This is a genomic window from Streptomyces sp. NPDC004126, from assembly GCF_050275515.1.
Lineage (GTDB): Bacteria > Actinomycetota > Actinomycetes > Streptomycetales > Streptomycetaceae > Streptomyces.
Genome location: NZ_JBNNPF010000014.1, coordinates 9,853 through 30,153 on the forward strand (window position 1 = coordinate 9,853; position 20,301 = coordinate 30,153).

Annotated in this window: 22 protein-coding genes; 11 read left to right on the top strand and 11 right to left on the bottom strand. The window is 73.9% G+C overall.

Annotation, left to right across the window (positions count from 1 at the left end):
* Window positions 1-252 precede the first annotated feature (252 nt).
* On the top strand, window positions 253-1,878 hold the full coding sequence (locus ACQKM2_RS15480; RefSeq protein WP_427709961.1) for a peptide ABC transporter substrate-binding protein: 1,626 nt from the start codon (window positions 253-255) through the stop codon (window positions 1,876-1,878).
* A 14-nt stretch (window positions 1,879-1,892) separates the two neighbouring features.
* Here ACQKM2_RS15480 and ACQKM2_RS15485 read toward each other — a convergent pair whose 3' ends face one another.
* A complete protein-coding gene (locus ACQKM2_RS15485; RefSeq protein WP_427709963.1) occupies window positions 1,893-2,702 on the bottom strand; it encodes a dienelactone hydrolase family protein in 810 nt (269 codons plus the stop codon).
* 109 nt (window positions 2,703-2,811) lie between these two features.
* On the opposite strand from ACQKM2_RS15485, the gene ACQKM2_RS15490 reads away from it, so the two are divergent.
* Window positions 2,812-3,834: a GlxA family transcriptional regulator gene (locus ACQKM2_RS15490; protein WP_427709965.1), complete on the top strand. Its 1,023-nt coding sequence runs from the start codon at window positions 2,812-2,814 to the stop codon at window positions 3,832-3,834.
* Here the strand turns inward: ACQKM2_RS15490 and ACQKM2_RS15495 are convergent.
* The 4 genes from ACQKM2_RS15495 to ACQKM2_RS15510 form a co-directional block, all read right to left on the bottom strand.
* The gene (locus ACQKM2_RS15495; RefSeq protein WP_427709967.1) at window positions 3,792-4,337 is read right to left on the bottom strand and encodes a hypothetical protein; all 546 of its coding nucleotides are present in this window, start codon (window positions 4,335-4,337) and stop codon (window positions 3,792-3,794) included. The two genes, ACQKM2_RS15490 and ACQKM2_RS15495, sit on opposite strands and share 43 nt — an antisense overlap.
* A 13-nt stretch (window positions 4,338-4,350) precedes the next feature.
* Complete coding sequence (locus tag ACQKM2_RS15500) at window positions 4,351-5,046, bottom strand: CPCC family cysteine-rich protein (protein ID WP_427709969.1); 696 nt, start codon at window positions 5,044-5,046, stop codon at window positions 4,351-4,353.
* A 36-nt stretch (window positions 5,047-5,082) separates the two neighbouring features.
* On the bottom strand, window positions 5,083-5,973 hold the full coding sequence (locus ACQKM2_RS15505) for a hypothetical protein (RefSeq protein ID WP_427709971.1): 891 nt from the start codon (window positions 5,971-5,973) through the stop codon (window positions 5,083-5,085).
* Between the two features lie 108 nt (window positions 5,974-6,081).
* Window positions 6,082-6,954, bottom strand: coding sequence for an alpha/beta fold hydrolase (locus tag ACQKM2_RS15510; RefSeq protein ID WP_427709972.1), 873 nt, complete (start codon window positions 6,952-6,954; stop codon window positions 6,082-6,084).
* A gap of 232 nt (window positions 6,955-7,186) precedes the next feature.
* Here ACQKM2_RS15510 and ACQKM2_RS15515 point away from each other — a divergent pair, with 232 nt between their 5' ends.
* From ACQKM2_RS15515 to ACQKM2_RS15530, 4 genes are all read left to right on the top strand, one after another.
* A complete protein-coding gene (locus ACQKM2_RS15515) occupies window positions 7,187-8,089 on the top strand; it encodes a LysR substrate-binding domain-containing protein (protein ID WP_427709974.1) in 903 nt (300 codons plus the stop codon).
* Between the two features lie 79 nt (window positions 8,090-8,168).
* Complete coding sequence (locus tag ACQKM2_RS15520) at window positions 8,169-9,248, top strand: hypothetical protein (RefSeq protein ID WP_427709976.1); 1,080 nt, start codon at window positions 8,169-8,171, stop codon at window positions 9,246-9,248.
* 106 nt (window positions 9,249-9,354) lie between these two features.
* On the top strand, window positions 9,355-9,759 hold the full coding sequence (locus ACQKM2_RS15525) for a hypothetical protein (protein WP_427709978.1): 405 nt from the start codon (window positions 9,355-9,357) through the stop codon (window positions 9,757-9,759).
* Window positions 9,760-9,938: 179 nt separating this feature from the next.
* Window positions 9,939-10,322, top strand: coding sequence for a hypothetical protein (locus ACQKM2_RS15530; protein ID WP_427709980.1), 384 nt, complete (start codon window positions 9,939-9,941; stop codon window positions 10,320-10,322).
* Here the strand turns inward: ACQKM2_RS15530 and ACQKM2_RS15535 are convergent.
* Both ACQKM2_RS15535 and ACQKM2_RS15540 read right to left on the bottom strand, forming a co-directional pair.
* A complete protein-coding gene (locus tag ACQKM2_RS15535; protein ID WP_427709981.1) occupies window positions 10,286-10,984 on the bottom strand; it encodes a response regulator in 699 nt (232 codons plus the stop codon). The two genes, ACQKM2_RS15530 and ACQKM2_RS15535, sit on opposite strands and share 37 nt — an antisense overlap.
* Complete coding sequence (locus tag ACQKM2_RS15540) at window positions 10,981-12,240, bottom strand: sensor histidine kinase (protein ID WP_427709983.1); 1,260 nt, start codon at window positions 12,238-12,240, stop codon at window positions 10,981-10,983. The genes ACQKM2_RS15535 and ACQKM2_RS15540 overlap by 4 nt, the downstream gene beginning before the upstream one ends.
* Window positions 12,241-12,371: 131 nt before the next feature.
* Between ACQKM2_RS15540 and ACQKM2_RS15545 the strand changes: the two genes are divergently transcribed.
* The 4 genes from ACQKM2_RS15545 to ACQKM2_RS15560 all read left to right on the top strand — a co-directional run bounded on the left by ACQKM2_RS15545 (window position 12,372) and on the right by ACQKM2_RS15560 (window position 15,121).
* Window positions 12,372-13,304, top strand: coding sequence for an ATP-binding cassette domain-containing protein (locus ACQKM2_RS15545; protein ID WP_427709985.1), 933 nt, complete (start codon window positions 12,372-12,374; stop codon window positions 13,302-13,304).
* Window positions 13,301-14,164 (top strand): ABC transporter permease, encoded by an 864-nt coding sequence (locus ACQKM2_RS15550; protein ID WP_427709987.1) that lies wholly within the window; start codon window positions 13,301-13,303, stop codon window positions 14,162-14,164. The genes ACQKM2_RS15545 and ACQKM2_RS15550 overlap by 4 nt, the downstream gene beginning before the upstream one ends.
* Window positions 14,165-14,515: 351 nt before the next feature.
* Window positions 14,516-14,641, top strand: a complete 126-nt coding sequence (locus ACQKM2_RS15555) for an Lsr2 family DNA-binding protein (protein WP_427709989.1) — start codon at window positions 14,516-14,518, stop codon at window positions 14,639-14,641.
* Window positions 14,642-14,779: 138 nt separating this feature from the next.
* Window positions 14,780-15,121, top strand: coding sequence for a HopJ type III effector protein (locus tag ACQKM2_RS15560; RefSeq protein ID WP_427709991.1), 342 nt, complete (start codon window positions 14,780-14,782; stop codon window positions 15,119-15,121).
* Between the two features lie 443 nt (window positions 15,122-15,564).
* Here the strand turns inward: ACQKM2_RS15560 and ACQKM2_RS15565 are convergent, their stop codons facing one another.
* From ACQKM2_RS15565 to ACQKM2_RS15580, 4 genes are all read right to left on the bottom strand, one after another.
* Window positions 15,565-16,698: a hypothetical protein gene (locus tag ACQKM2_RS15565; protein WP_427709992.1), complete on the bottom strand. Its 1,134-nt coding sequence runs from the start codon at window positions 16,696-16,698 to the stop codon at window positions 15,565-15,567.
* Between the two features lie 32 nt (window positions 16,699-16,730).
* A complete protein-coding gene (locus ACQKM2_RS15570) occupies window positions 16,731-17,216 on the bottom strand; it encodes a DUF5990 family protein (RefSeq protein WP_427709994.1) in 486 nt (161 codons plus the stop codon).
* A gap of 25 nt (window positions 17,217-17,241) precedes the next feature.
* Entirely contained in the window at window positions 17,242-17,910 is a 669-nt protein-coding gene (locus tag ACQKM2_RS15575; protein ID WP_427709996.1) for a DUF998 domain-containing protein, read from the bottom strand.
* Window positions 17,911-18,018: 108 nt separating this feature from the next.
* Window positions 18,019-18,621, bottom strand: a complete 603-nt coding sequence (locus ACQKM2_RS15580) for a TetR/AcrR family transcriptional regulator (protein WP_427709998.1) — start codon at window positions 18,619-18,621, stop codon at window positions 18,019-18,021.
* 173 nt (window positions 18,622-18,794) lie between these two features.
* On the opposite strand from ACQKM2_RS15580, the gene ACQKM2_RS15585 reads away from it, so the two are divergent.
* On the top strand, window positions 18,795-20,252 hold the full coding sequence (locus ACQKM2_RS15585) for an amidase (protein WP_427710000.1): 1,458 nt from the start codon (window positions 18,795-18,797) through the stop codon (window positions 20,250-20,252).
* The last annotated feature ends 49 nt before the right edge of the window (window positions 20,253-20,301 follow it).

Consider the following 20,301-nt stretch of genomic DNA (forward strand, 5'->3'; position numbering starts at 1 on the left):
TGCCGGCGGTGCCGGCGGTGCCGGCGGTGCCGGCGGTGCCGGCGGTGCCGGCGGTGCCGGCGGTGCCGGCGGTGCCGGCGGTGCCGGCGGTGCCGTCGGTGCCGTCGGGCACCGAGCCGCTGCCGCGTCGCGTTGGCTCGTACGGGTGAAAGCGCGGGGGAACCGGCGCGGACAGGCCTGCCCGCGGTGCGCCGGGATGCTCGGGGGGTGACCTTGGGTCTGGGTGGGTCTTGGGAGCTCCGGAGGTGCTCGATGCGTGGAGCCGGCCAGGTCGGGTGGGCCGCGGGCGTGGTGGCCGTCGCCCTCGCGGCGACGGCGTGCGGTGGTGGGACCGGTGGTGGCGGGGGCGCTGACGACGTCGTCAGCTCCTCCTGGGGCGATGCGCAGAACCCCCTGGAGCCGGGGAACACCAACGAGTCCCAGGGTGCCAAGGTCCTGGACATGGTCTTCCGGGGTCTCAGGCGGTACGACCCGAAGACCGGCGAGGCCAGGAACGTGCTGGCCGAGAAGATCGGGACCGCTGACGGCCGGAACTTCACCATCACGGTCAAGGACGGCTGGAAGTTCAGCAACGGCGAGCCCGTGACGTCGCGGTCGTTCGTCGACGCCTGGAACCATGCGGCCGACGTGCGCAACAAGCAGAAGAACGGATACCACTTCTCGAACATCGTCGGCTACGACGATCTGCACCCGGCCACCGGAGAGCCCAGGGCCAAGGCCATGTCCGGCCTCGTCGTCAAGGACGACAGGACCTTCACGGTCGCCCTCAAGAAGCGGTACGCCACCTGGCCGCAGACCCTCGGCCACCACACCTTCTTCCCGCTCCCCCGGGCCTTCTTCACGGATCACGCCGGCTGGCTGGCCAAGCCCGTCGGCAACGGCCCGTACACGGTGGACTCGTACGCCAAGGGCACCGTGCTGAAGCTCCGCAGGTGGGACGGGTACCCGGGCGAGGACCGGGCCCTGAACGGCGGCGTGGACCTGAAGGTCTACAACGACGGCAACACCGCGTACACGGACCTGCTCGCGGGGAACCTCGACCTCGTCGACGACATTCCCATGCAGCAGCTGAAGCAGGTCCGCAAGGACCTCGGCGCCCGGTACATCACCAGGCCGGCCCTCGTGCTCGCGACCCTCACCTTCCCGATGTACGACCCCCAGTGGAACAAGGAAGGCATGGAGAAGGTCCGCAAGGGCATCGCGATGGCCATCGACCGCGAGGAGATCACCCGGCAGATCTTCCACGGCACCCGCACTCCGGCCACGGACTGGGCCTCCCCCGCCCTCGGCACCAAGGGCGGATACTCCGAGGACGCGTGCGGCGAAGCGTGTACGCACGACCCCGCCGAGGCCAGACGCCTCATCCGGGAGGGCGGGGGCCTGCCCGGCGGCAGGATGACGCTGACCTCGAACGTGGACGCCGGCTCGCACCTGGAATGGATGGACGCCGTCTGCAACGGCATCAACAACGTGCTCGGCGAGGGACCGGTCTGCACCGTCAACCCGATCGGCACCTTCGCCGAGTTCCGCAACCAGATCAGCGAGCACAGGGCCCCCGGCCCCTTCCGCTCCAGCTGGCAGGCCGACTACCCGTCCATCCAGGAGTTCCTGCAGCCCCTCTACCGGACCGGATCCGCCGACAACGACGGGATGTTCAGCGACACGCGCTTCGACCGTCTCGTCGACGCGGCCCTGGAGACGGCGGACCCGGCCGAGGCGACCCGGCTGTTCCTGGACGCCGAGAAGATCCTCGCCGAGCAGGTGCCGGTGATTCCGCTCTGGTACCAGGACGGAACCGCGGGCTTCTCCGAGCGCCTCTCGAACGTGGCACTCAACCAGTACGGCACCCCGGTCTACGACCAGATCAAGGTCGGCTGACGGCTCGGCGCGGTTCACGGGTGCAGGCGGTCGGTGAGGAAGGTGAGGATCGCGTCGCGCGCCCGGACCGTGGGGTGGCCCGCCTCGTCGACGAGGTGGGCGGTGACGACGCTGTGCGGCGTGCCGACCAGCTCGGCGAAGAAGGGCGGCGGCGCCGGGTTGGCGGCGGTGTCCGGGAGGACCCGGCCGTCGAAGGCGTCGCCCAGCAGGGCCCGGTAGGCGGCGAAGCGCTGCCCTGTGCACCAGCGGTCGCCCTCGAAGCGGTGGGCGAGGACGGTGAGTCCGTCGCGGTGGAGGCGGTCGCGCACCGCTTCGGCGTCCGCCGGGTCGAGTTCGATTCCGCCGGGGTCGTCGAGCGGCAGTGACGGGTGGTTGACCACCGGGGCGATCACGGCGGGCTCCAGGGCCATGGTGAGGGCGAAGTTCCCCGTGAAGCACAGGCCGATCGCCCCCACCCCCGGCCCGCCGCACTCCGAGTGGGCCCGGCGCGCCAGGCCTCGCAGCCAGTGCGTCACCGGGCTGGTTCCGCCCCCGGCGAAGGCGCGGAACTCCGCGCTGACGCATGCGCGGCGGACGACCTCCCGGCCGCGTTCGGCCGTGGGGAAGGCGCCGTCCGTCCCGAAGAGGGAGGGCACGTGGACGGTGAAGCCCGCGTCCCGCACCCACCGCGCGAGCCGCAGGACGTCGGGGCTGACGCCCGGCATCTCGGGCAGCACCACGACCGCGGGGCCGGTCCCGGCCACGTACACGGTCTTCTCCTCTCCCTCCACGGCCACGGTCCGGCGGATGAAGTCGGTGAGGGGATCGTCGTTGTCGTCGGTCATGGGGCCAGCCTGACGCGGAAGCGGCTGCCGGGTGAGGGGCCGGATCGCCGGGATCAGGGGGGATCTCGCCATACCCTGGGAGGGCGGGGGGCGGTGTACGGGGGTACAGGTGAGGTCGGGAGACGGGCAGTCGGCCGCGGGCGGCGACGGGTCGGGGGAACTGCGGGTCGGGGTGCTGGCGTACCCGGGGTGCTTCGCGTCCGAGGTGTTCGGCGTGCCGGACCTGCTGACGATGGCCGGGCACGTGGCCGGGCCGGACGCGCCCGGCTGCCGGGTGGCGGTCGTCTCGCCCCGCCGCCGGGTCACGGCTTCGGGCGGCGCGAGCCTGGAGGTGCGGCCCCTGCGCGAGGTGGACGTCCTCGTGGTCCCCGGCTTCGAGCTGCGTCCGGGGGCGGATCTCGACGCCGTGCTCGGCCGGCTCCTCCCGGAGACCTCGGCGATCCGGGCGCAGGCCGCGGCCGGCACCGCCGTGGTCTCCCTGTGCGTCGGCGCGTTCCTGCTCGCCGAGGCGGGCCTCCTCGACCGGCGCCGGGCCACCACCTCGTGGCTGCACGCCGGGGAACTGGCCCGGCGCTGTCCCGAGGCGGAGATTCAGCCCGAGCACCTGGTCGTCACGGACAGGGGCGTGACGACCACGGCCGCCTTCAGCGCGATGTACGACTTCACGCTGGACCTGATCCGCCGGCACCACGGCGCGCGGGTGGCCCGGACCACCGCCCGTGTCGCACTGCTCGACGAGGCGCGGGCCTCCCAGACCCCGTACGTCGATCCCCGGCTCCTGCCGCAGCCCGGCCGGGAGTTCTCCCAGCGGGTCATGCGGCGGCTCGACCAGAACCTCGCCGAGCGGTACGACCTCGCCGCCCTCGCGGACGCCTTCCAGGTCAGCCCCCGTACGCTGCTGCGCCGCTTCGCCGAGGAGACCGGGCACAGCCCGCTGGTCCACCTCCAGGCCGCCCGCGTCCGCCGGGCCCGCCATCTGCTGGAGTCCACCGACCGCACCGTCGCCGCGGTCGCGGCGGCCGTCGGATACCAGGACCCCGGCACCTTCGCCGCGCTCTTCGCCCGCCACACCGGCCTGCGCCCGAGCGCCTACCGGGCCGCGTCGCGCCGGCGGTCGCCGCCGGGGTCCTGACCGAAGTCGCGGAACCTGCTGACCCGGCAGATCTGCCCGTCCGACCGGCCTTCCCGGCCGTCGGCCCGCTCCGTCACCGTGATCCCGACCCCGGTCTCCGGCACGCGGAACCGAACGATCCCCGCTGCCGCGTCGCTGTCCCACTCGACGTACGGGTCGAGCGCGTGTCCTGCCGCCTCGATGCCGGCCCGCACCGGCGCGAACCCGGCCGGTCCCGACACCACTCCGTAGGCCGCTGCGATGCGCGGCGGAACCTCGGCGACGGTCAGTCCGGCACGGTCCACGCGGATGACGAATCCGAAAGGCCGCCAGGTTCCGTCCTCCTCGCCGCGCAGGTGGTGCACCTCGATCAGCCCGTAGTCCTGGACCAGCCCCAGCGCCGTCTCACCCACCCACAGCGGCGCGCCGCCCAGGCGTACCCGCCACTCCTGCGGGGAGAGCTCCGCGCCGGCACCCAGAACGCCACCGGTCGTGGCCACGTCGATCAGGAACTCGTCGAGCACCGCCCTGCCCCCTCTACTGCTCGTAGGCGACGGTGAACCCCTGGACCGTCGCGTCGTACCTGTCCAGCTGGTCCCTGAGCGCGGCCGCCGCCAGGGGTGCTCGCAGTTCCAGCTCGGCCCAGCGGACGAACCGCAGTCGTTGCGGGATCCGGACGAGACCGGTGACCGCATCCCAGAACGCGGCCCAGTTCATGCCGTAGAACGACGGGAAACCGAGCTCCTGCTTGAGGAGCCCGTGGAGATCACGCTCGCTGTGCACCGAACCGACGTCGATCACCACCTCCAGGTCCGGATCGTGCGGCGGCTCTTCGGGAGTTCCCCGGAACGAAGGGAGCCACCAGCACAGGGCTGAACCGTCCTCAGGCCATGGACGGCCGGCGTCGACGTCGACGTCGAAGTCGAAGTCGAAGTCCTCGAACAGGTCGGTGGCCGGGTCGATCGGGCGCCACTTCGGGTCGAGGGGTTCGTCGTCCGCCGGGGGTCGGACGAACCGCCGCCCCCGCTGGTCGCAGGCGCCGTAGGCCAGGACGTTCTGCTGGGACTCGGCGAGCGACCACTGATTGGCGCCGCCCGGCTGGAACGGCCGGCGGAACTGGACCGGGTCGTCCTCCCAGGAGCAGACCGGGCAGACGGCGTAGGAACCGGGCCACCCGTCTTCGGCATCGAAGACGAGATGACCACAGCAGGGGCAGGGGCGACGCGTATCCACCGGACCAGTGTGGTCCATGCCCCGGGCAGCGGAGACTCAGGCCGGGGATGAGCTGCCGAGGTCGAACACGCCCCAGGCGGTGAACGGCTCGGCCTGGACGTAGATCCGGCTTCCCCGGCCGACGACCCGTCGGCGGCCCGGGATGGCTCCGTCGGGCAGGGTGAGCAGGGCCGCGTCCGTCGGTTCGACGGACGTTTCCGTGAGCTCTCCGAGGGCCAGCCGGTCCTGTTCCTCGCCGTAGCCGCCGTAGAAGGCGACCCGGTTGCCGTGGACGGCCACCGCTTTGGCACCGCGTACGCGGTTCGCCCGCACGGTCACGGGCCGGTGGGGGCGGTCGGGGCGTATCTCGGAGAGCGGGAAGTCCGTGTAAGTGCATGCCCAGGCGGTGGTGCCCGACACGTTCAGGGCGTAGCAGTCGAAGAGACCGGGGATGCGGGCGCCGTCCGACGCGTCTGACGCCCAGGTGAGCGCGCCGCCGGCGCTCCAGCGGCGGATTCCGGCCGGGTTCTCGTCGAAGTGCCCGACCCAGATGTGGCCGGCCTCGTCCACGAGCAGGTGCTCGATGGCGTCCCCGACGGAGAAGGACGAGGTCTCGCGGCCGAGCGGGTCGAAGACCTGGACCTGGTTCCCGTCCTCGTACCGGCGGGTGCGGGCTGCGGCGGCGACGAACCCGCCGTCGGGCAGGCGGTCCAGGCGCGGCCGGCGGGCCCGCACCGCGCTCAGGTCCGTGAGCTCGACGGCGCCGCCGCCCGGGTGGACGGAGACGACCTGTGCGTCGAAGGGCGGGAGGTCGCCGCCCGGTCGCGGGGCCTGCTCGGCGAGTAGCCAGTGGGCGGTGCCGAAGGCGTCGACGGTACTGGCCAGGACGTGGCGGTCGTGGTGCGCGCGGGGAAGGCGGGCGTAGGGGACGAGGGCGGTCTGCTGCACGGGCGGTCTCTCCTGGGTGGGCGGTTCACGGCCATCGGGCGCTGCGGTGGGTGGCGGCAGGTGGCGGCGGCAGGTGGCGCGCGAGCGGTGGAGAGGAGAGCGGGGTGCCTAGACGGCATGGCCCTTTCCGGTCGTCATGGGGTGATCATCTTCGATGGTCCGCCTCGTGACAAACGATTTCGGACCGTCCCGCCACGCCTTCTCCGTGAGGTGCAGGGCCGCGCGCAAGGCCGTGTTGAAGCGTTCCGGGTGGTCCTGCTGGGACATGTGGCCCGCGTCCTCCAGCACGGTGAGGGCGGCACCCGGGATGAGTGCGGCGCACTCCCGCGGGACCGACAGGGGGACTTCGGTGTCGAGTCCGCCGTGGAGGAAGTGGACCGGCACCCGGATGCCGGGCAGGCGGGGGCGGGGGTCGTAGGCGGCCTGATCGGTGACGAGGCGGTCGATCAGGGGGGTCGAGTGCAGGAGTTGGCGGACCGTCCCGTCGATCAGGGCCGGGTTCGCCCCCGGCCGGTACCAGTGGGGGACGAAGTCGGCCAGGGTGCCGGCGCGGTCCGTCCGCAGGCGGGAGAGGAGAGCGGCCGTCGCCTGCCGCATGCCGGTGGCGGTCGAGAAGTGGTGCAGCCCGGCGTCGACCGGGATCACCGCGCCGATCCGCTGTGGTGCGGCCAGCGCTGCCTCCAGTGCGTACGCCCCGGCGATCGAGGAGCCGATCAGCACCGGTGCCTCAAGGCGCAGCGTCTCCAGGAACCGCAAGGTGTCGTGGGTGGCGTCGGCGATGGTGTAGCCGGTCGTGGCCCGTGCGGAGCGGCCGCAGCCGCGCGAGTCGAGGGTGATCACGCGGTGGTCGCGGCTCAGGTCGGCGGTCTGCGCGTCCCACACCCGGCCGCTGGTGCCCCAGCCGTGCAGGAAGACGAGGGGGCGGCCCGCGCCGTGGTCCTCGTAGTGGAGGGTCGTTCCGTTGACGTCCGCGGTCGGCATGGTGGCCCCTTCTCCTCCGGCGGCCCGGCGGTTCCGGCGCCGCTGCGGCGTGGAGGCAATTCCAGTCGGGAAAGGCACCGGGTCCAACGCCTGATCCGCGCTTAGACTGATTGATGATCATGATGAATCGGGCCGAGGCCGAGGGCGGGGCCGAGGCCGAGTGCGGGGCCGAGGCCGAGTGCGGGGCCGAGGCCGAGTGCGGGGCCGAGTGCGGGGGCGGGGGCGGGGCGTCGTGGAGCTGCGTCAGGTCCGGTACTTCGCCGTGCTGGCCGAGGAACTGCACTTCGGGCGCGCCGCCGAGCGGCTGTACGTCGGGCAGCCGACCGTCAGCCAGCAGATCCGCCGGCTGGAGCGGGAGCTCGGGCTGGAGCTGTTCGACCGCACGACGCGGACGGTGACGCTGACCGGCGCGGGGCAGGCGCTGCTGCCCCACGCGCGCGCCCTGCTGGATGCCGAACGGGCGTTGCTGGAGGCGACGTCCGGGGTGCGCGCGCAGCGGGAGGCCACGTTGCGGGTGGGTACCAGTACCGGCCTGGGCCCCCGGCTGCAGGAGCTGCTCGCCGGTCTCGCCGAGCGTGCGCCCGCGCTGCTGGTGGAGCTGGCCGGCCTGCCCCTGGCGACGCGTCTGCGGCAGGTGCGGGACGGGGAGCTGGACGCGGCCTTCGTGCGCGGCGCGCGTCCCGTGCCCGGGCTGGAGGTGCTGCCGCTGTGGCAGGAGGAGCTGGTCGCGGCGCTCCCCGTACGGCATCCGCTGGCCGCGGCGGGCGAGGTGGCCCTGGCGGAGCTGGCCCGGCTGCCGCTGCGGATCGCCACCCGCGAGGAGAACCCGCCGCTGATGGACGCCGTGACCGCGGCCTGCCGGGCGGCGGGCTTCGAGCCGGTCCTGGGGCCGCCGTTCACCAACGACCAGGACACCCTGGCCGCCATCGCCGCGGGCCGGCACGGCTGGACCGTGTACTACGCCGCCCAGGCCGGGATCCAGCCGGCTCCGCACGTCGCCTTCCGCCCCTTCACCGCCCCCGCGCCGACCGTGGTGACGTGCCTCGCCGTCCGGCCCGGTCCCCCGTCCCGCACGCTGGTCGCCCTGCTGGAGGCGTGCCGGGGCCTCGGCACGACGGCCCGGGGCCGGGCGTGACACCGGGCGGCCGGTGCGGGAGGTGCCGGGGGCATCAGGCATGATCAGGCCTTCGCACCGCTCCCGAGGGAAGATTCCGATGAGACGCTCCATACCCGTACCGGCGGCCCTCGCCGTCGTGCTCGCCCTGGCCGCCACGGCCGGCTGTGGCGGCGGCCGCGGCGCCGACGAGGGGGCCGCCGGACCGTCGAAATCGGCCGCCGGTCCCGCGACGAGCGGCCCGCCGGCCCCGGTCAAGGTGCCGCCGCTCTCGGAGGCGGACGCGCGGGGCGTCGTCAAGGACCTCTCCCTGAAGGTCGAGGCCGACAACTTCGACGCCGCGTACTGGAAGGGCGTCACCGAGGGCCCCCTGCTGGAGCAGCAGCTCGCCGTCGTGGAGACCACCAGGAAGTACGCCGCCGACCGGCAGCCGAGCCCCGCCGACTCCCCCGGGACGGACGCCGCGGTGCACACGTGGAGCACCGGCAAGGACGACGGCAGCGACCGGTGGATCCTCGGCGCCCACGAGGTCCAGGGCCACACCGTCGGCAAATCCGGGACGGAGGCCGTACTGCGCTGGTCTCTGTTCCACCAGCAGAAGGCGGGGGCGCCCTGGCTCGCGGCCTTCACGGCCCGTGCTCCCGAGCCGACGGACCTGCCGCAGGTCGCGCTGGGCCCCGACGGCCGGGCCGTCACCGGCGGGGACACGGCGGGACTCGCGGCAGACCCGGCGAAGGTCTGCGGGCAGTACGGCGACCACATGTACACCGACGCCGGCGCGGGCGGCGTGAAGTGGAGCCAGGACGTGGCCCAGCGGAAGGCGGCCTCCGCCGCACAGCTGGAGAGGATGCGCACGTCCCTCGGGAAGGGCGCCAAGGTGGACGTCGGCGTCGACGTCCACCGCGGCTCGCACGGCCCCGTCTGGCGTACGACGGACGGCGGGGCACTCGTGGCGTGCACGGCGGTCAGCAAGGTGTACACGGAGTCGGGCCCCGGCCGGTCGACGACCTTCAGCAGCAGCGGCTGGGCCGGCACCACGGACATCCCGTGGGCCTCGTACACCCAGCGCATCATGGGCCTGACCGTGCTGAAGGTCGCCGCGGGCGCCACGGGCGAGGTGTCCGTCGCGGCCGAGTCGAACCTCCCGTACTCCTTCGACGGCACGAAGTACACCGGCTGACGGGGCACCCGGTGCCGGAACCCGTCCGGCGGAGCCGCCGCCCCTCCCATGGAGACCAACTCCGTTCCATACTTGGCTACTTGACGGGACACCAGGGGGGGCACGGATGGTACGGGACCTCATGCACTCGGTGTGGGTGAGCTGGCTCCTGCTCCTCGCGCCGTTGTGGGGGGCGTACGGGACCGGGGGCGGCTTCCTCGGGGCGGGCTTCACCGCCTCTCTCGTGGCCGTCGGCGGCGTCCTGCCCGCGCACGCGCTCGCCCGGTGGCGGGGTTGGGGACGGCTGCGGTTGCCGCAGTGGGCGGTGTACGCGCTCGCGGCGGCGGTGTGGTCGGCCGTGCTGGGCTTCCTCATGGCCCTGTTCATCATGATGCTGCCGCACGGATGGGGCTCCATGAGCTGGGGGCGCGTCTGGTTCTGGGCGCGCTTGGCGGCCGTGCCGGTGATCCCGGCCTCCGTGGTGAGCCGGCTGCTGATCCAGTACGTGGACTGGCTCAGGAACAGCCCGTGAGGGTCCCGGAGGAGCACCGGCGGCGAAATCCGGGCTCGCCGGGCCACACGGGTGGATTTCGGACCCGTTCGGCCGATCGCGGGTCGGCGCGGCGGACGCACGGTGGTGCGTACCGGCCGAGTGTGAGGGGATCGTCCGCGCCCCGCTGCAGGACGCCGTCGCCGGGAGTTGTGAGTCCCATGATCCGTTTCCTGTCCGCCCTGCCGGTCGCCGCCGCCGTGACGGCCGCGCTCGCCGTGCCCGCGGGCGCCGCCGCGGCCGACCCGAGGCCGATCACCTCGCCCTACGTCCAGGCCGCGGCCGACGTCACGGCCTCCGGTGTGCTGCTGCGGGCGAAGAACATCGACTGGGTGCGTCACGTCAACACCGGCAGGTACTGCGTGAACGTCAGCGAGGAGGTCAACCTCGCGTTCAGCGTGGTCCACGTGGAGCTGCCCAACTCCAACCGCCGCAGCTTCAGCACCGCGCCCAACGCCCTCTGCGGTCCGGACACGGTCACCGTCTACACGTACGACCTGGGCGGCAACTACGTGGACAACCCCTTCACGGTCGCCGTGTTCTGACCGCCGGGCGGTGTGACGAGGCCCGTGTCGTAGGCGGTGATGACGAGCTGGACCCGGTCGCGGGCGCCCAGTTTGCCGAGGAGCCGGGACACGTGCGCCTTGGCGGTGGCCACGGTGATGAAGAGCTCGCCGGCGATCTCGGTGTTCGACCGGCCGCGGCCGACCAGGGTCAGGACCTCCCGTTCCCGTTCGGTGATGCCCTCGACCGGCCGCCGGTCGGGCTCCGGGACGGGTTCGGGGCGTCCGACGAAGTCGGCGATCAGACGGCGCGTCACTCCCGGCGCGATCAGCGCGTCCCCGGCCGCGACCACGCGGATCGCCGCGAGGATGTCGTCCAGGGCCATGTCCTTGACCGCGAAGCCGCTCGCGCCGGCCCGGAGGGCGCCGTAGACGTGCTCGTCCTCGTCGAACGTGGTCAGTACGAGGACGCGTGCGGCCGCCGGTCCGGCCGTGATCAGGCGGGTGGCCTCGATCCCGTCCATGCCGGGCATCCGGATGTCCATCACCACGACGTCGGGGTCGGTGTCCAGGACCAGCCGGACCGCCTCGGCGCCGGTCGCGGCCTCGCCGACGACCACCAGGTCGGGGTGGTCGGACATGAGCACGCGCAGGCCGGACCGTACCAGCGGCTGGTCGTCGGCGAGCACCACACGGATGGTCATCGCGCCGCCTCGGCCTCGGCCCCGACCCCGGCGGCCGCGGGCGCGGCGGCCCCGGCGGGCGCGGGCAGTGGCAGGCGGGCCGCCACCCGGAAGCCGCCCTCGGGGCGCGGTCCGGCACTGAACCGGCCGCGCAGCAGGCCGGCCCGCTCGCGCATCCCGATGATGCCGAAGCCGTGGGCCGGTCCGTCGCCGGTGGTGCCGCGCCCGTCGTCCACGACCTCCACGTACAGCTCCTCGTCCCCGTAGTCGACGGCCACCCGGCAGTTCCCGGTGCCGGCGTGGCGCACCACGTTGGTCAGCGCCTCCTGCACGATGCGGTACGCGGACAGGTCGATGTCGGCCGGCAGCGGTCGCGGCTCCCCGCTGTGGCGTACCTCGACGCGCACCCCGGCGTCCATGGTGGCTGCCGCCAGCCGTGGGAGGTCCGCCAGCCCCGGCGAGGGGGCGAGCGGCGAGGGCTCCGGGTTGACCCCGCCCCGGTCGGCCCGGCGGAGCGACACCAGCGTGCGCCGCAGGCCCGACAGGGTCTCCCTGCTGGTGGCCTCGATGGTGCGCAGGGCTTCACGGGCCTGTGCCGGCTGGGTCTCGATGACCCGGCTGCCCACACCGGCCTGGATGGCGATGACGCCGATGCTGTGCGCGACCATGTCGTGCAGCTCCCGTGCGATGCGCAGCCGCTCGGCGGTGACGGCCTCGGTCACCTCCTGGGCGCGCAGCGCCGACGCGTGCTCGCGGCGCTCGCGGGCGAGCAGGCCGACCGTCCAGGACGCGGCCATCGCGAGGAGGCTGATCAGGCCGTTGACGGTCAGGTTCTCGCCGTGCGCGAAGCCGCCGATCACCAGGAGCCGTACGGTCAGGGAAACGGCCGCGGCGACCGTGGACGCCCGGCGGGTGCGGGTGGCGACGACGAAGCCCAGGACGAGGTCCGCCGCGAGGTACGACAGGAACTGGCCCTGGTACGAGACCGCGAGGCCCTCGTGGACGGAGTCCGGAGTTCCCGCCACCACGACGGTGGACCCGAGGAGCGCCAAGGCCAGGGCCAGGAACGGCCGTTGTCGGACCAGGCCGGCGAGCAGGCCGGCGGCGAGCAGCGAGCCGACGGCGTGGAGCGTGCCCGACGCCCGCGTCGCGGCCCCCACCAGCAGACCTGCCGCGAGGAGGTAGCAGGCGCCTCCCGCCCAGGCCAGGGCCTTGGCACGGCCTGGTGGGGCGGGATGGCCGGGCGGCGGCGTCGTCGTGATCGTTGCGGGGTTCACGCGGTGACACTAACCGGCTCCCGCGGGCGTGGCATCGGCCTCGGGGCGTACGCCCACGGGCCAATGCCCGGGGCGTGGTCGGCGTCCGTGGCCCCATGTCCGGACGGGCCCGGCCCGGCAGTGTGGTCGCCGTGATCGAAGTCAACGAACTCACCAAGCGCTACGGCGCCAAGACGGCCGTCGACCGGCTGTCCTTCACCGTGCGACCGGGCCGGGTCACCGGATTCCTCGGCCCCAACGGAGCCGGCAAGTCCACGACCCTGCGGATGGTCCTCGGCCTGGACGCCCCCAGCAGCGGCACCGCCACCGTCAGCGGCGTCCCCTTCCGCCGCCACCCGCGCGGACTGCGGCACGTCGGCGCCCTCCTCGACGCCGGCCAGGTCCACGCGGGGCGCAGTGCCGCCGCCCACCTGGCCGCCCTGGCCCGCAGCAACGGCATCCCGCGGCGGCGGGTGGGCGAAGTGCTGGAGGAGGTGGGGCTGGCGGAGGTGGCGGGGCGCCGCGTCGGCGGATTCTCCCTCGGCATGAAGCAGCGGCTGGGGATCGCCACCGCCCTGCTGGGCGACCCGCCCGTGCTCGTGTTCGACGAGCCGGTCAACGGCATGGACCCGGAGGGCGTGCTGTGGATGCGCCGGCTGTTCCGCCGGCTGGCCGCGGAGGGGCGTACGGTCTTCCTCTCCAGCCACCTGATGTCGGAGATGGAGAACACCGCCGACCAGCTGGTGGTCGTGGGCCGTGGCCGGCTCATCGCCGCCGAGTCGGTGGCGGACTTCGCCGCCCGCGGGCGGGGGCGCAGCGTCGTGGTGGGGACACCGCGGGCGGCGGAGCTGGCGGCCGTGCTGCGGGCGGCGGGGGCCGCCTCGGTCGAGCCGGAGGGCGCGGCGGGCTCGGAGGGCGTTGAGAGGCTCGCCGTGACCGGCCTCACGGCGGACCGGATCGGGGCGCTCGCCTTCGAGAACCGGATCAGGGTGAACGAGCTGACCAGCCGCACCGCCTCGCTGGAGGCGGCCTTCATGGAACTCACCGCCGACAGCGTGGAATACCCGACAGGAGAGGTCCGATGACCACCACACGCGAGTCCGTCCCGCCGGCCGTGCCCGTGCCCGTTCCCGTCCCCGCTCCCGTCCCCGTCGGCGCGGCCGGGCCGCGCGTACGCTTCGGCGACCTGCTCGCCTGCGAGTGGATCAAGCTGCGGTCCCTGCGGTCCACCCCCTGGGCGATCGGCCTCACCGTCCTGTTCGTCGTCGGCGCCGCCGCCGTGGCCACGCTGGCCGACGAGGCCGCGCTCTCGGGCCCCGCCGAGTTCCGGCCCTACGACGCCTACCCGCCGGCCGGCTACTGGACGCTGATCCTCGTCGCCGCGAGCATGGGCGCCCTCACCGTCGTGAGCGAGTACGGCAGCGGACTGATCCGCACCACCACCATGGCCGTCCCCGCCCGCGGCTCGGTGGTGCTGGCCAAGGCGGTCGTCACCGCGGCGCTGTGGACCGCGGTCGGCACGGCCGCCGCCACCGGTTCCTTCCTGGTGTCCCAGGCCCTCCTGGACGGGCACCGTGCCGGCGTCGCGATCACGCACCCCGGGGTGCTGCGGGCGCTGGCGGCATCCGCGTTGCTGGCTCCGGTCTGTGCGCTGGTCGGTCTGGGCCTCGGCGTACTGCTCCGGCACGCGGCCGGGACCATGGTCACCGGGGTCTTCACCCTGTTGATGCTGCCCACCATGTTCTCGGAGAGCAGCCGGTGGTCGGCGGACGTCAGGCACGCGCTGGTGTCGGCAGCCTGGAACCGCCTGGTCCAGAACTGGGAGCCGGATCCGGAGTCCCTGGGGTACACCGCCACGGTCGCCGGTTCCTGGACCGTGTACGTGCTCTGGCCGCTGATCGCGGTCGCGCTGGCCGTGCTCGTGGTGAGGCGCCGCGACGTGTGACCGCCGCGGGGGCTGCGAGTGCGGCGTTCGCGTGACGGGTGGGCCGTGGACGGCGCGAGAATCGGTCCTCCCCGGTGACACAAGGAGAAGGAGTCCGTTGACCGACCTCACCACCCTCAGTCGGCTCTGCCCGCCACCCGGGCCGGGTCTGCGCATCGCCTGGCAGCCCGTCGAATCCGCACTGGGCATGACCCTGCCCACGGACTACAAGCAGCTCGCCGAGCTGTACGGCCCGGGCCGGCTCTTCGCCGTCGGTGGCACGGACAACGGCGAGCAGATCTTCTGGATCACCGATCCGGTCGATGAACCCGACCGCTGGCACCTCGCCGTCAACGAGGCACGGGGCCCGTCGTGGAGTCGGCGGTCGTCGACACCTCGTCCATCCGGGCCTGGGCACGGGCCAACGGCTACGACGTACCCGCCCGAGGACGCGTCCCGGCCGAGATCCGCCGGGCCTGGGAGGAAGCCGCCACCTGACCGGGCGTGCGTCGTGACCTGCGGAGATGGCACGCGTCCCGACATGTGGCGCGTTCTCGGCGGGCGGCCCGGAGGGGGGTATGGTCTTCCGGTCACGGACGGCGATCGGATCGTCTGTTCTACCCCGAGGGAGCCGACATGACGGACCTGAACGCGCTGCGGGCGAGCCTTGCGTCTGGTGAGCACGAGTTCGCCGACACCCTGGCCTTCGTCGCCGCGCACTACGACTACCAGCCGCAGGCGTTCCGCAACGGGGGGCTGGAGAACGCCGCGGGTGAGAACGAGGGCTCCTGCAAGACGCTGGGGCTGGCGCTGCTGGAAGGTCTGACCGACGAGGAAGCGCTGCTGGCGTTCGGTGAGCACTACCGGAAGGTGGTGGCGACGCCGGACGACACCGATCACGGCAACATCCGCAACCTCCTGGCCCATGGCCTGGCAGGGGTGAGCTTCGCCGGGCAGCCGTTGGCCCGCAAGAGCTGAACGGCGGAGCCCGGGCGGGCGCCAGCCGTTCGTCACCGTTTCCCCACAAGTGCCTCTGCCGGCGTGGGGGTGGGCGGGGCCGGGGCTAGGGTCGTGGTCATGGGGGACGGACCGACGCGGGTGAAGCAGTGCAAGCAGTGCCGACGGCCGCTGGACGAGCGGCGTTGGGGGCGTCCCAAGCGGTTCTGCAGCCGGTGGCACCGGGTGAGGTACTGGCTGGAAGAGCTGGGGGAGCTCGTGTTGAGCTAGGGATCGTCGCGGACGGGCCCGGACCCGGGTGCTGCGGTCCTGCGGTCCTGCGGTCCCGAAACGGTCGTTCCCGGGCCGGGCTGCTCTACCGTTGACGGTGTGCGGGCCCGACCTGGCCGCGACGACGTCGTCGGACGTGCGGGCGGGCTGACCCCGGTATCGGCATCGGCACCGCAGTTCCATCGCGCAGGCGGTCAGGTCCGTGTCGTGCCTGCGGGGTCCGGCAGGGTGTGGAGGAGTTCCAGTCTGCGCTGGACGGCGTCCGTGGCTCCCGGGCGGGGGCCGGGGACGCGGCGGCGGAGGGCCACCAGGTGGGGGCCGAGTTCTCTGGCGCGGCGCGGGTCCGGGATCTGCTGCCACTGGTGGTGGGCGCGGTCCACGGCGCCTTCGACCGGCGGGGCGTCCGGGGCCTGTTCGCGGCCGAGGCGGGCGTCGGCGGCGGCCATCCACAGCTCGCAGCTGCCGGCCGCGTCGCCGGCGGTGTGGGCGAGGTCGGCCCGGACCTCCAGCCAGTGCACGGCCTCGGCGGACCCGGGCCCGTACGTGTGGGCGGCCCAGCCCTCCCACCGGGCGGCGAGCGACGCGGCCTCGGCGTGCCGCCCGGCGTGCGCGGCGGCGAGGATCGCGGGAAGCGGGTCCGCCGCGTCCACCGGCGTGGGGCGCGGCGGAACGGGCGTCGGGGTGGCGTCCGCCGCGAGCAGCAGGGCCGTGGTGTCGCCGGCCTGGGCGGCCGCCCTCGTGTGGAGTTCGGCGAGCGGCGGGGTCAGCCCGCTGCGCCAGATGCCGGCCACGCCCTTCAGGTAGGCGGGGTCTGCGACGCGGTGGCGGGCGGGCGCGGGGGTGACGCGGCCGTAGAGCGATGTCCCGTGGCCGAGCGTGAGGCCGTCGGCGGAGATCTTCTGCCAGGTGTCGGGGGTGGCGACCAGGTCGACGAGGACGGTGGTGGTCCCGGGGCGGCGCGGCTTCAGCTCGTTCACCAGCCAGGCCCAGGGCAGGCCGGTGTAGCGGAGGGTGGAGGGTGTGGTGCGGGCCAGGGCCAGGTGGATCCCGTGCTGCCTGGTGTCGAGGTGGAGTTGCCCCGCCAGGAGGAGCGTGAGGGGGCCCGGCGCGGTGGCGGCGGCGCGGATGCGGGTGAGGACGGTCTGCTGGTCCGTCGGATCGGACAGCTCGACGATCGTCCCGGCCGCGGTACGGGTCAGCGCGCTGGGCGGACAGGCCGCGAGCGTGGACAGGACGCTGCTGGCCGCGATGAGGCGGCCCTTGCCGGCCGGGGCGGCGGCGAGGAGCAGCGCGGTCCCGGGTGCGGTCGTCTCCCCTGTGATCAACACACGAGCACCGTACGCCACCTCGGCGACGGGCCTCAAAGGGTTCGGGTGACTCGATCCGTTCCGTGGACCCCGGCCGACCAGGTGACGGCCGGGGGGCGGACGGCGGCGCACAGGGGTCTGCCGTGGGCGTCGCTGAGGGCGAGGCGGGCGACCAGCAGCCCGGTGTCCGCCGCGGCGTCGGCCACCGCGGGGTCGACGGCGTCGAGCATGAGCTTCGCCCGGCGGAACATGCCGCGGGCACCGGTGCCGTCGACCCCGGTCCAGGTGAGGTAGACGAACCGCTGTCCGGGGCGGCCCTGGATCCAAGGGCCCGTCAGGTCGACGCCCGCGGTGCCCGGGCGGGCAGTGCAGTCCAGCGTCCAGAGCGCCGAGTCGGAGTCGCCGGGGTGGGCGTCCAGCAGCCGCGCGTCCCGGGCGCGTGGCTGGACGGCGACGTGGATGTCGTCGTAGCCGGGGAAGCCGGGGCCGGGCGGGCAGGTGCGGCCCGGCAGGTCGAATCCTTCGATCCGGATCTGCATGGGGCCACTCTGCCAGGCGGGGGTGTCAGCTCGCGTGTACGGCCGGCGTCGGGGCGTTCGTACGGAGTGGGCGGCGGAGGAGGCCGTGGACGGCTGCGGCCAGGAACCAGAGGAGGAGGGGGAACGCGGCCACGCGCTCCATGCCGCCCATGCCGAGGCCCGCGTAGTGGTGGGAGAGGAACGCGCCGAGGGCCGTGAGCGCGGTGAGGCCCAGGAGGGTGGCGGCCCGGCGGAGCAGTGGCGGAACCCGGTCCGTCAGGGCGGAGCCGGCCAGGACGAGGCCGAGGTTGCCCACCGCCATGATGAGCAGGGCGCCCAGGACGTGCTGGTTCTCGTCGACGTCCGCGGGAGCCAGTCCGGCCAGTACGAAGCCCACGCCGGCGCCGGCCAGCAGGATCCGGGCCGTGACGGCGGCGGCGCCACGGCGCCACGGGGCACTGCCGGTCAGGGCGAGGCCCACGAGGAGGAGTACGCCCAGGGTGATGAACGAGGTGTTCATCAGGCCGTGTTCGGGGGAGCAGACGTAGCGCGGTTCGGGGTCCGGTCGCAGCGCGCAGTGGGCGTTGCCCAGATCGCTGATGTTGTTCCGCGCCCAGCTGTACGGGCTCGCCCAGGCCGCCTCGGCGATCCCGTGGACGACGAAGAACTGCACCACACCCACGATCCAGGCCAGGTGGCCGATCCGGACCTTCATGCGTCCGCCTCCCGTCGGTGAACCCGTTGGATTCCTTGGGGACAGACGATCATGCGGCGGTGGGGGCGGACACTCCGACGGACCCCCTGGAGCGGGGTGGGGCAGGCCCTACCGTGCCCGGTCCAGGACCGCCGTGACCGCGGCCACGAGCCGGTCCCCCGCGCGGTCGACGCTGCCGTTCTGCGCGCTGATCTGGGCGCCTTCCAGGAGGAAGGTGATCTCCGCGGAGGCGTCGTCGGGCGCGTGCGCGCCGGCCCGCCCGCACATGGCCGTGAGGCGTCGCCGCTGCTCGGTCTTGTGGTGCGTGATCAGCCTGCGGGCCGGGTGGCCGGGGTCGGGCAGGCCGGAGACGGAGTTCACGAAGGGGCAGCCCCTCCGGGTGATGTCCGGCAGTCCGTCGGCGATGAAGCGTGCCACGGCGAGCACCTGGGCCCGGCCGTCGTCCGGATGCCCGGCCTCGACCCGGTCGAAGGCGGCCGCGTATCCGGCGGCGACGATCCTCAGCCACTCCTCGATCAGCGCGTCCTTGGTGGCGAAGTGGCGGTAGAGGGCCATCTTCGTGGTGTTCGCGCGGTCGGCGATGGCCTGGACCCCGACGGCCCTGACGCCCTCGCGGAGGAAGAGCTCCTCGGCCGCGTCGAGGATGCGCTCGCGCGGGGGAAGGCGGGCGATCCGCGAGTCCCGGCCCGGTCTCGGGGAGTTGCTCGTCATCTGTGCCTCATCCTTCATCCTTCGTCCCGCACTCCGCATCCCGCGTGCCTCGCTCCGGTCGGCGGGCGGGCCGGCCCGCCGGGCGTCTTCGCGCTTCATGTTACGTTACCGATCATGCTCAGACGATACCGATCGGTATCGCCTGGTACCGATTCGTCCACAGGGGGAACTCCATGGAGCTTTACGAGTACACGCAGTACGACGCCGTGGGACTGGCCCGGCTCGTGGCCCGGGGCGAGGTGACCGCGGCGGAGCTGGCCGGCGCGGCGGGCGCCGCGATGGCGGCCGTGAATCCGCGGCTCAACGCCGTCGTGGAGAGCTGGCCCGCCGAGGACGACCCCGTCCCGGGCAGCACCCCGCTCGCGGGCGTGCCGTTCCTGATCAAGGACCTGGCCGTGTCCATGCGGGGAAAGCGCGTCGAACTGGGCAGCCGCCTCGCCGTCGGCAACGTGGCGCGGCAGGACTCGTTCCTGATGCGGCGGTTCCGGCGGGCCGGCCTGGTGACCCTGGGCCGCACGGCCACGCCCGAGTTCGCGTACAGCACCACCACGGAGCCGGTCCTCCACGGCCCCACCCGCAACCCCTGGGACCCCGCCCGGAGCGCGGGCGGCTCCAGCGGCGGGTCGGCCGCGGCCGTCGCCGCCGGGATCACCCCCCTCGCGCACGCCACGGACGCGGCCGGGTCGATCCGGGTGCCGGCCGCCGCCACCGGGCTGTTCGGGCTCAAGCCCACGCGCGGCCGGGTCTCCCTGGGGCCGGACGCCGACGAGGTGTTCAACGGTCTGGCGGTGCACGGCGCGCTCAGCCGGAGCGTGCGCGACAGCGCGGTGCTGCTCGACCTGGTCCAGGGCCCGGAGGCCGGCGACCCGTACTTCGCGGAGCGCCCGCGCCGCCCGTACGCCGAGGAGATCACCAGGGAACCCGGGCGGCTGCGCGTCGGCCTGCTCACCACCCCCTGGAGCGGGCGCGCCGTGGAACCGGCCGTCGTCCGGGCCGCCGTGGCCGCCGCCGGGCTGCTGGAGTCGCTCGGTCACCGGGTCGACGTGACGGCCGTGGACCTCGGCGTGAGCTGGGAGGAGTTCGTCCTCGCCAACGCCCGCCTGTGGTCCGTGAACCTGGTGGCGTGGATCGACGGCCTCGCCGGGGCGTCCGGCCGCCCCGTGGACGACACCACCGTCGAGCCCGAGATGCTGGCGAGCTACGCGTGGGGGCGTGGGGTCAGCGGTACGGAGTTCGTGGAAGCCCTCGACGTGCGCAACCGGGTCGCCCGCGCGATCGGCGCCCACTTCGCGGCCGGGGACCTGGTGCTGACGCCCACCCTCCCCGAGGTGCCGGTCCTCCTCGGCACCTACGCCCGGGGCGCGGAGGACGCCGACGGGCGGGGCTGGCTGGAGCACCTGTTCCACCGCTCGCCGTTCACCGCCGCCTTCAACGTCGCCGGTACGCCCGCGATGTCGGTGCCGCTGGGGTCCGACCCGGCCACCGGCATGCCGGTCGGGGTCCAGTTCGCCGCGGGCTACGGGCGCGAGGACACGCTGTTCCGGCTCGCGGCGCAACTGGAGCAGGCCGCGCCGTGGGCCGGGCGCAGGCCGGCCGTGTGGGCGGGGGCGACCCGGCGCCGGTCCGGCTGATCCGGGAGGCGGCGCCCCGTCCGCCTGGTCCGCCTGGTCGGCCTGGTCC

Coding starts and splice junctions, on each gene's coding strand:
- ACQKM2_RS15525 (WP_427709978.1), top strand. CDS start 9,355: ATGGTACGGGACCTCATGCACTCGGTGTGGGTGAGCTGGCTCCTGCTC.
- ACQKM2_RS15560 (WP_427709991.1), top strand. CDS start 14,780: ATGACGGACCTGAACGCGCTGCGGGCGAGCCTTGCGTCTGGTGAGCAC.
- ACQKM2_RS15520 (WP_427709976.1), top strand. CDS start 8,169: ATGAGACGCTCCATACCCGTACCGGCGGCCCTCGCCGTCGTGCTCGCC.
- ACQKM2_RS15570 (WP_427709994.1), bottom strand. CDS start 17,216: ATGCAGATCCGGATCGAAGGATTCGACCTGCCGGGCCGCACCTGCCCG.
- ACQKM2_RS15550 (WP_427709987.1), top strand. CDS start 13,301: ATGACCACCACACGCGAGTCCGTCCCGCCGGCCGTGCCCGTGCCCGTT.
- ACQKM2_RS15575 (WP_427709996.1), bottom strand. CDS start 17,910: ATGAAGGTCCGGATCGGCCACCTGGCCTGGATCGTGGGTGTGGTGCAG.
- ACQKM2_RS15485 (WP_427709963.1), bottom strand. CDS start 2,702: ATGACCGACGACAACGACGATCCCCTCACCGACTTCATCCGCCGGACC.
- ACQKM2_RS15510 (WP_427709972.1), bottom strand. CDS start 6,954: ATGCCGACCGCGGACGTCAACGGAACGACCCTCCACTACGAGGACCAC.
- ACQKM2_RS15535 (WP_427709981.1), bottom strand. CDS start 10,984: ATGACCATCCGTGTGGTGCTCGCCGACGACCAGCCGCTGGTACGGTCC.
- ACQKM2_RS15585 (WP_427710000.1), top strand. CDS start 18,795: ATGGAGCTTTACGAGTACACGCAGTACGACGCCGTGGGACTGGCCCGG.
- ACQKM2_RS15480 (WP_427709961.1), top strand. CDS start 253: ATGCGTGGAGCCGGCCAGGTCGGGTGGGCCGCGGGCGTGGTGGCCGTC.
- ACQKM2_RS15580 (WP_427709998.1), bottom strand. CDS start 18,621: ATGACGAGCAACTCCCCGAGACCGGGCCGGGACTCGCGGATCGCCCGC.
- ACQKM2_RS15530 (WP_427709980.1), top strand. CDS start 9,939: ATGATCCGTTTCCTGTCCGCCCTGCCGGTCGCCGCCGCCGTGACGGCC.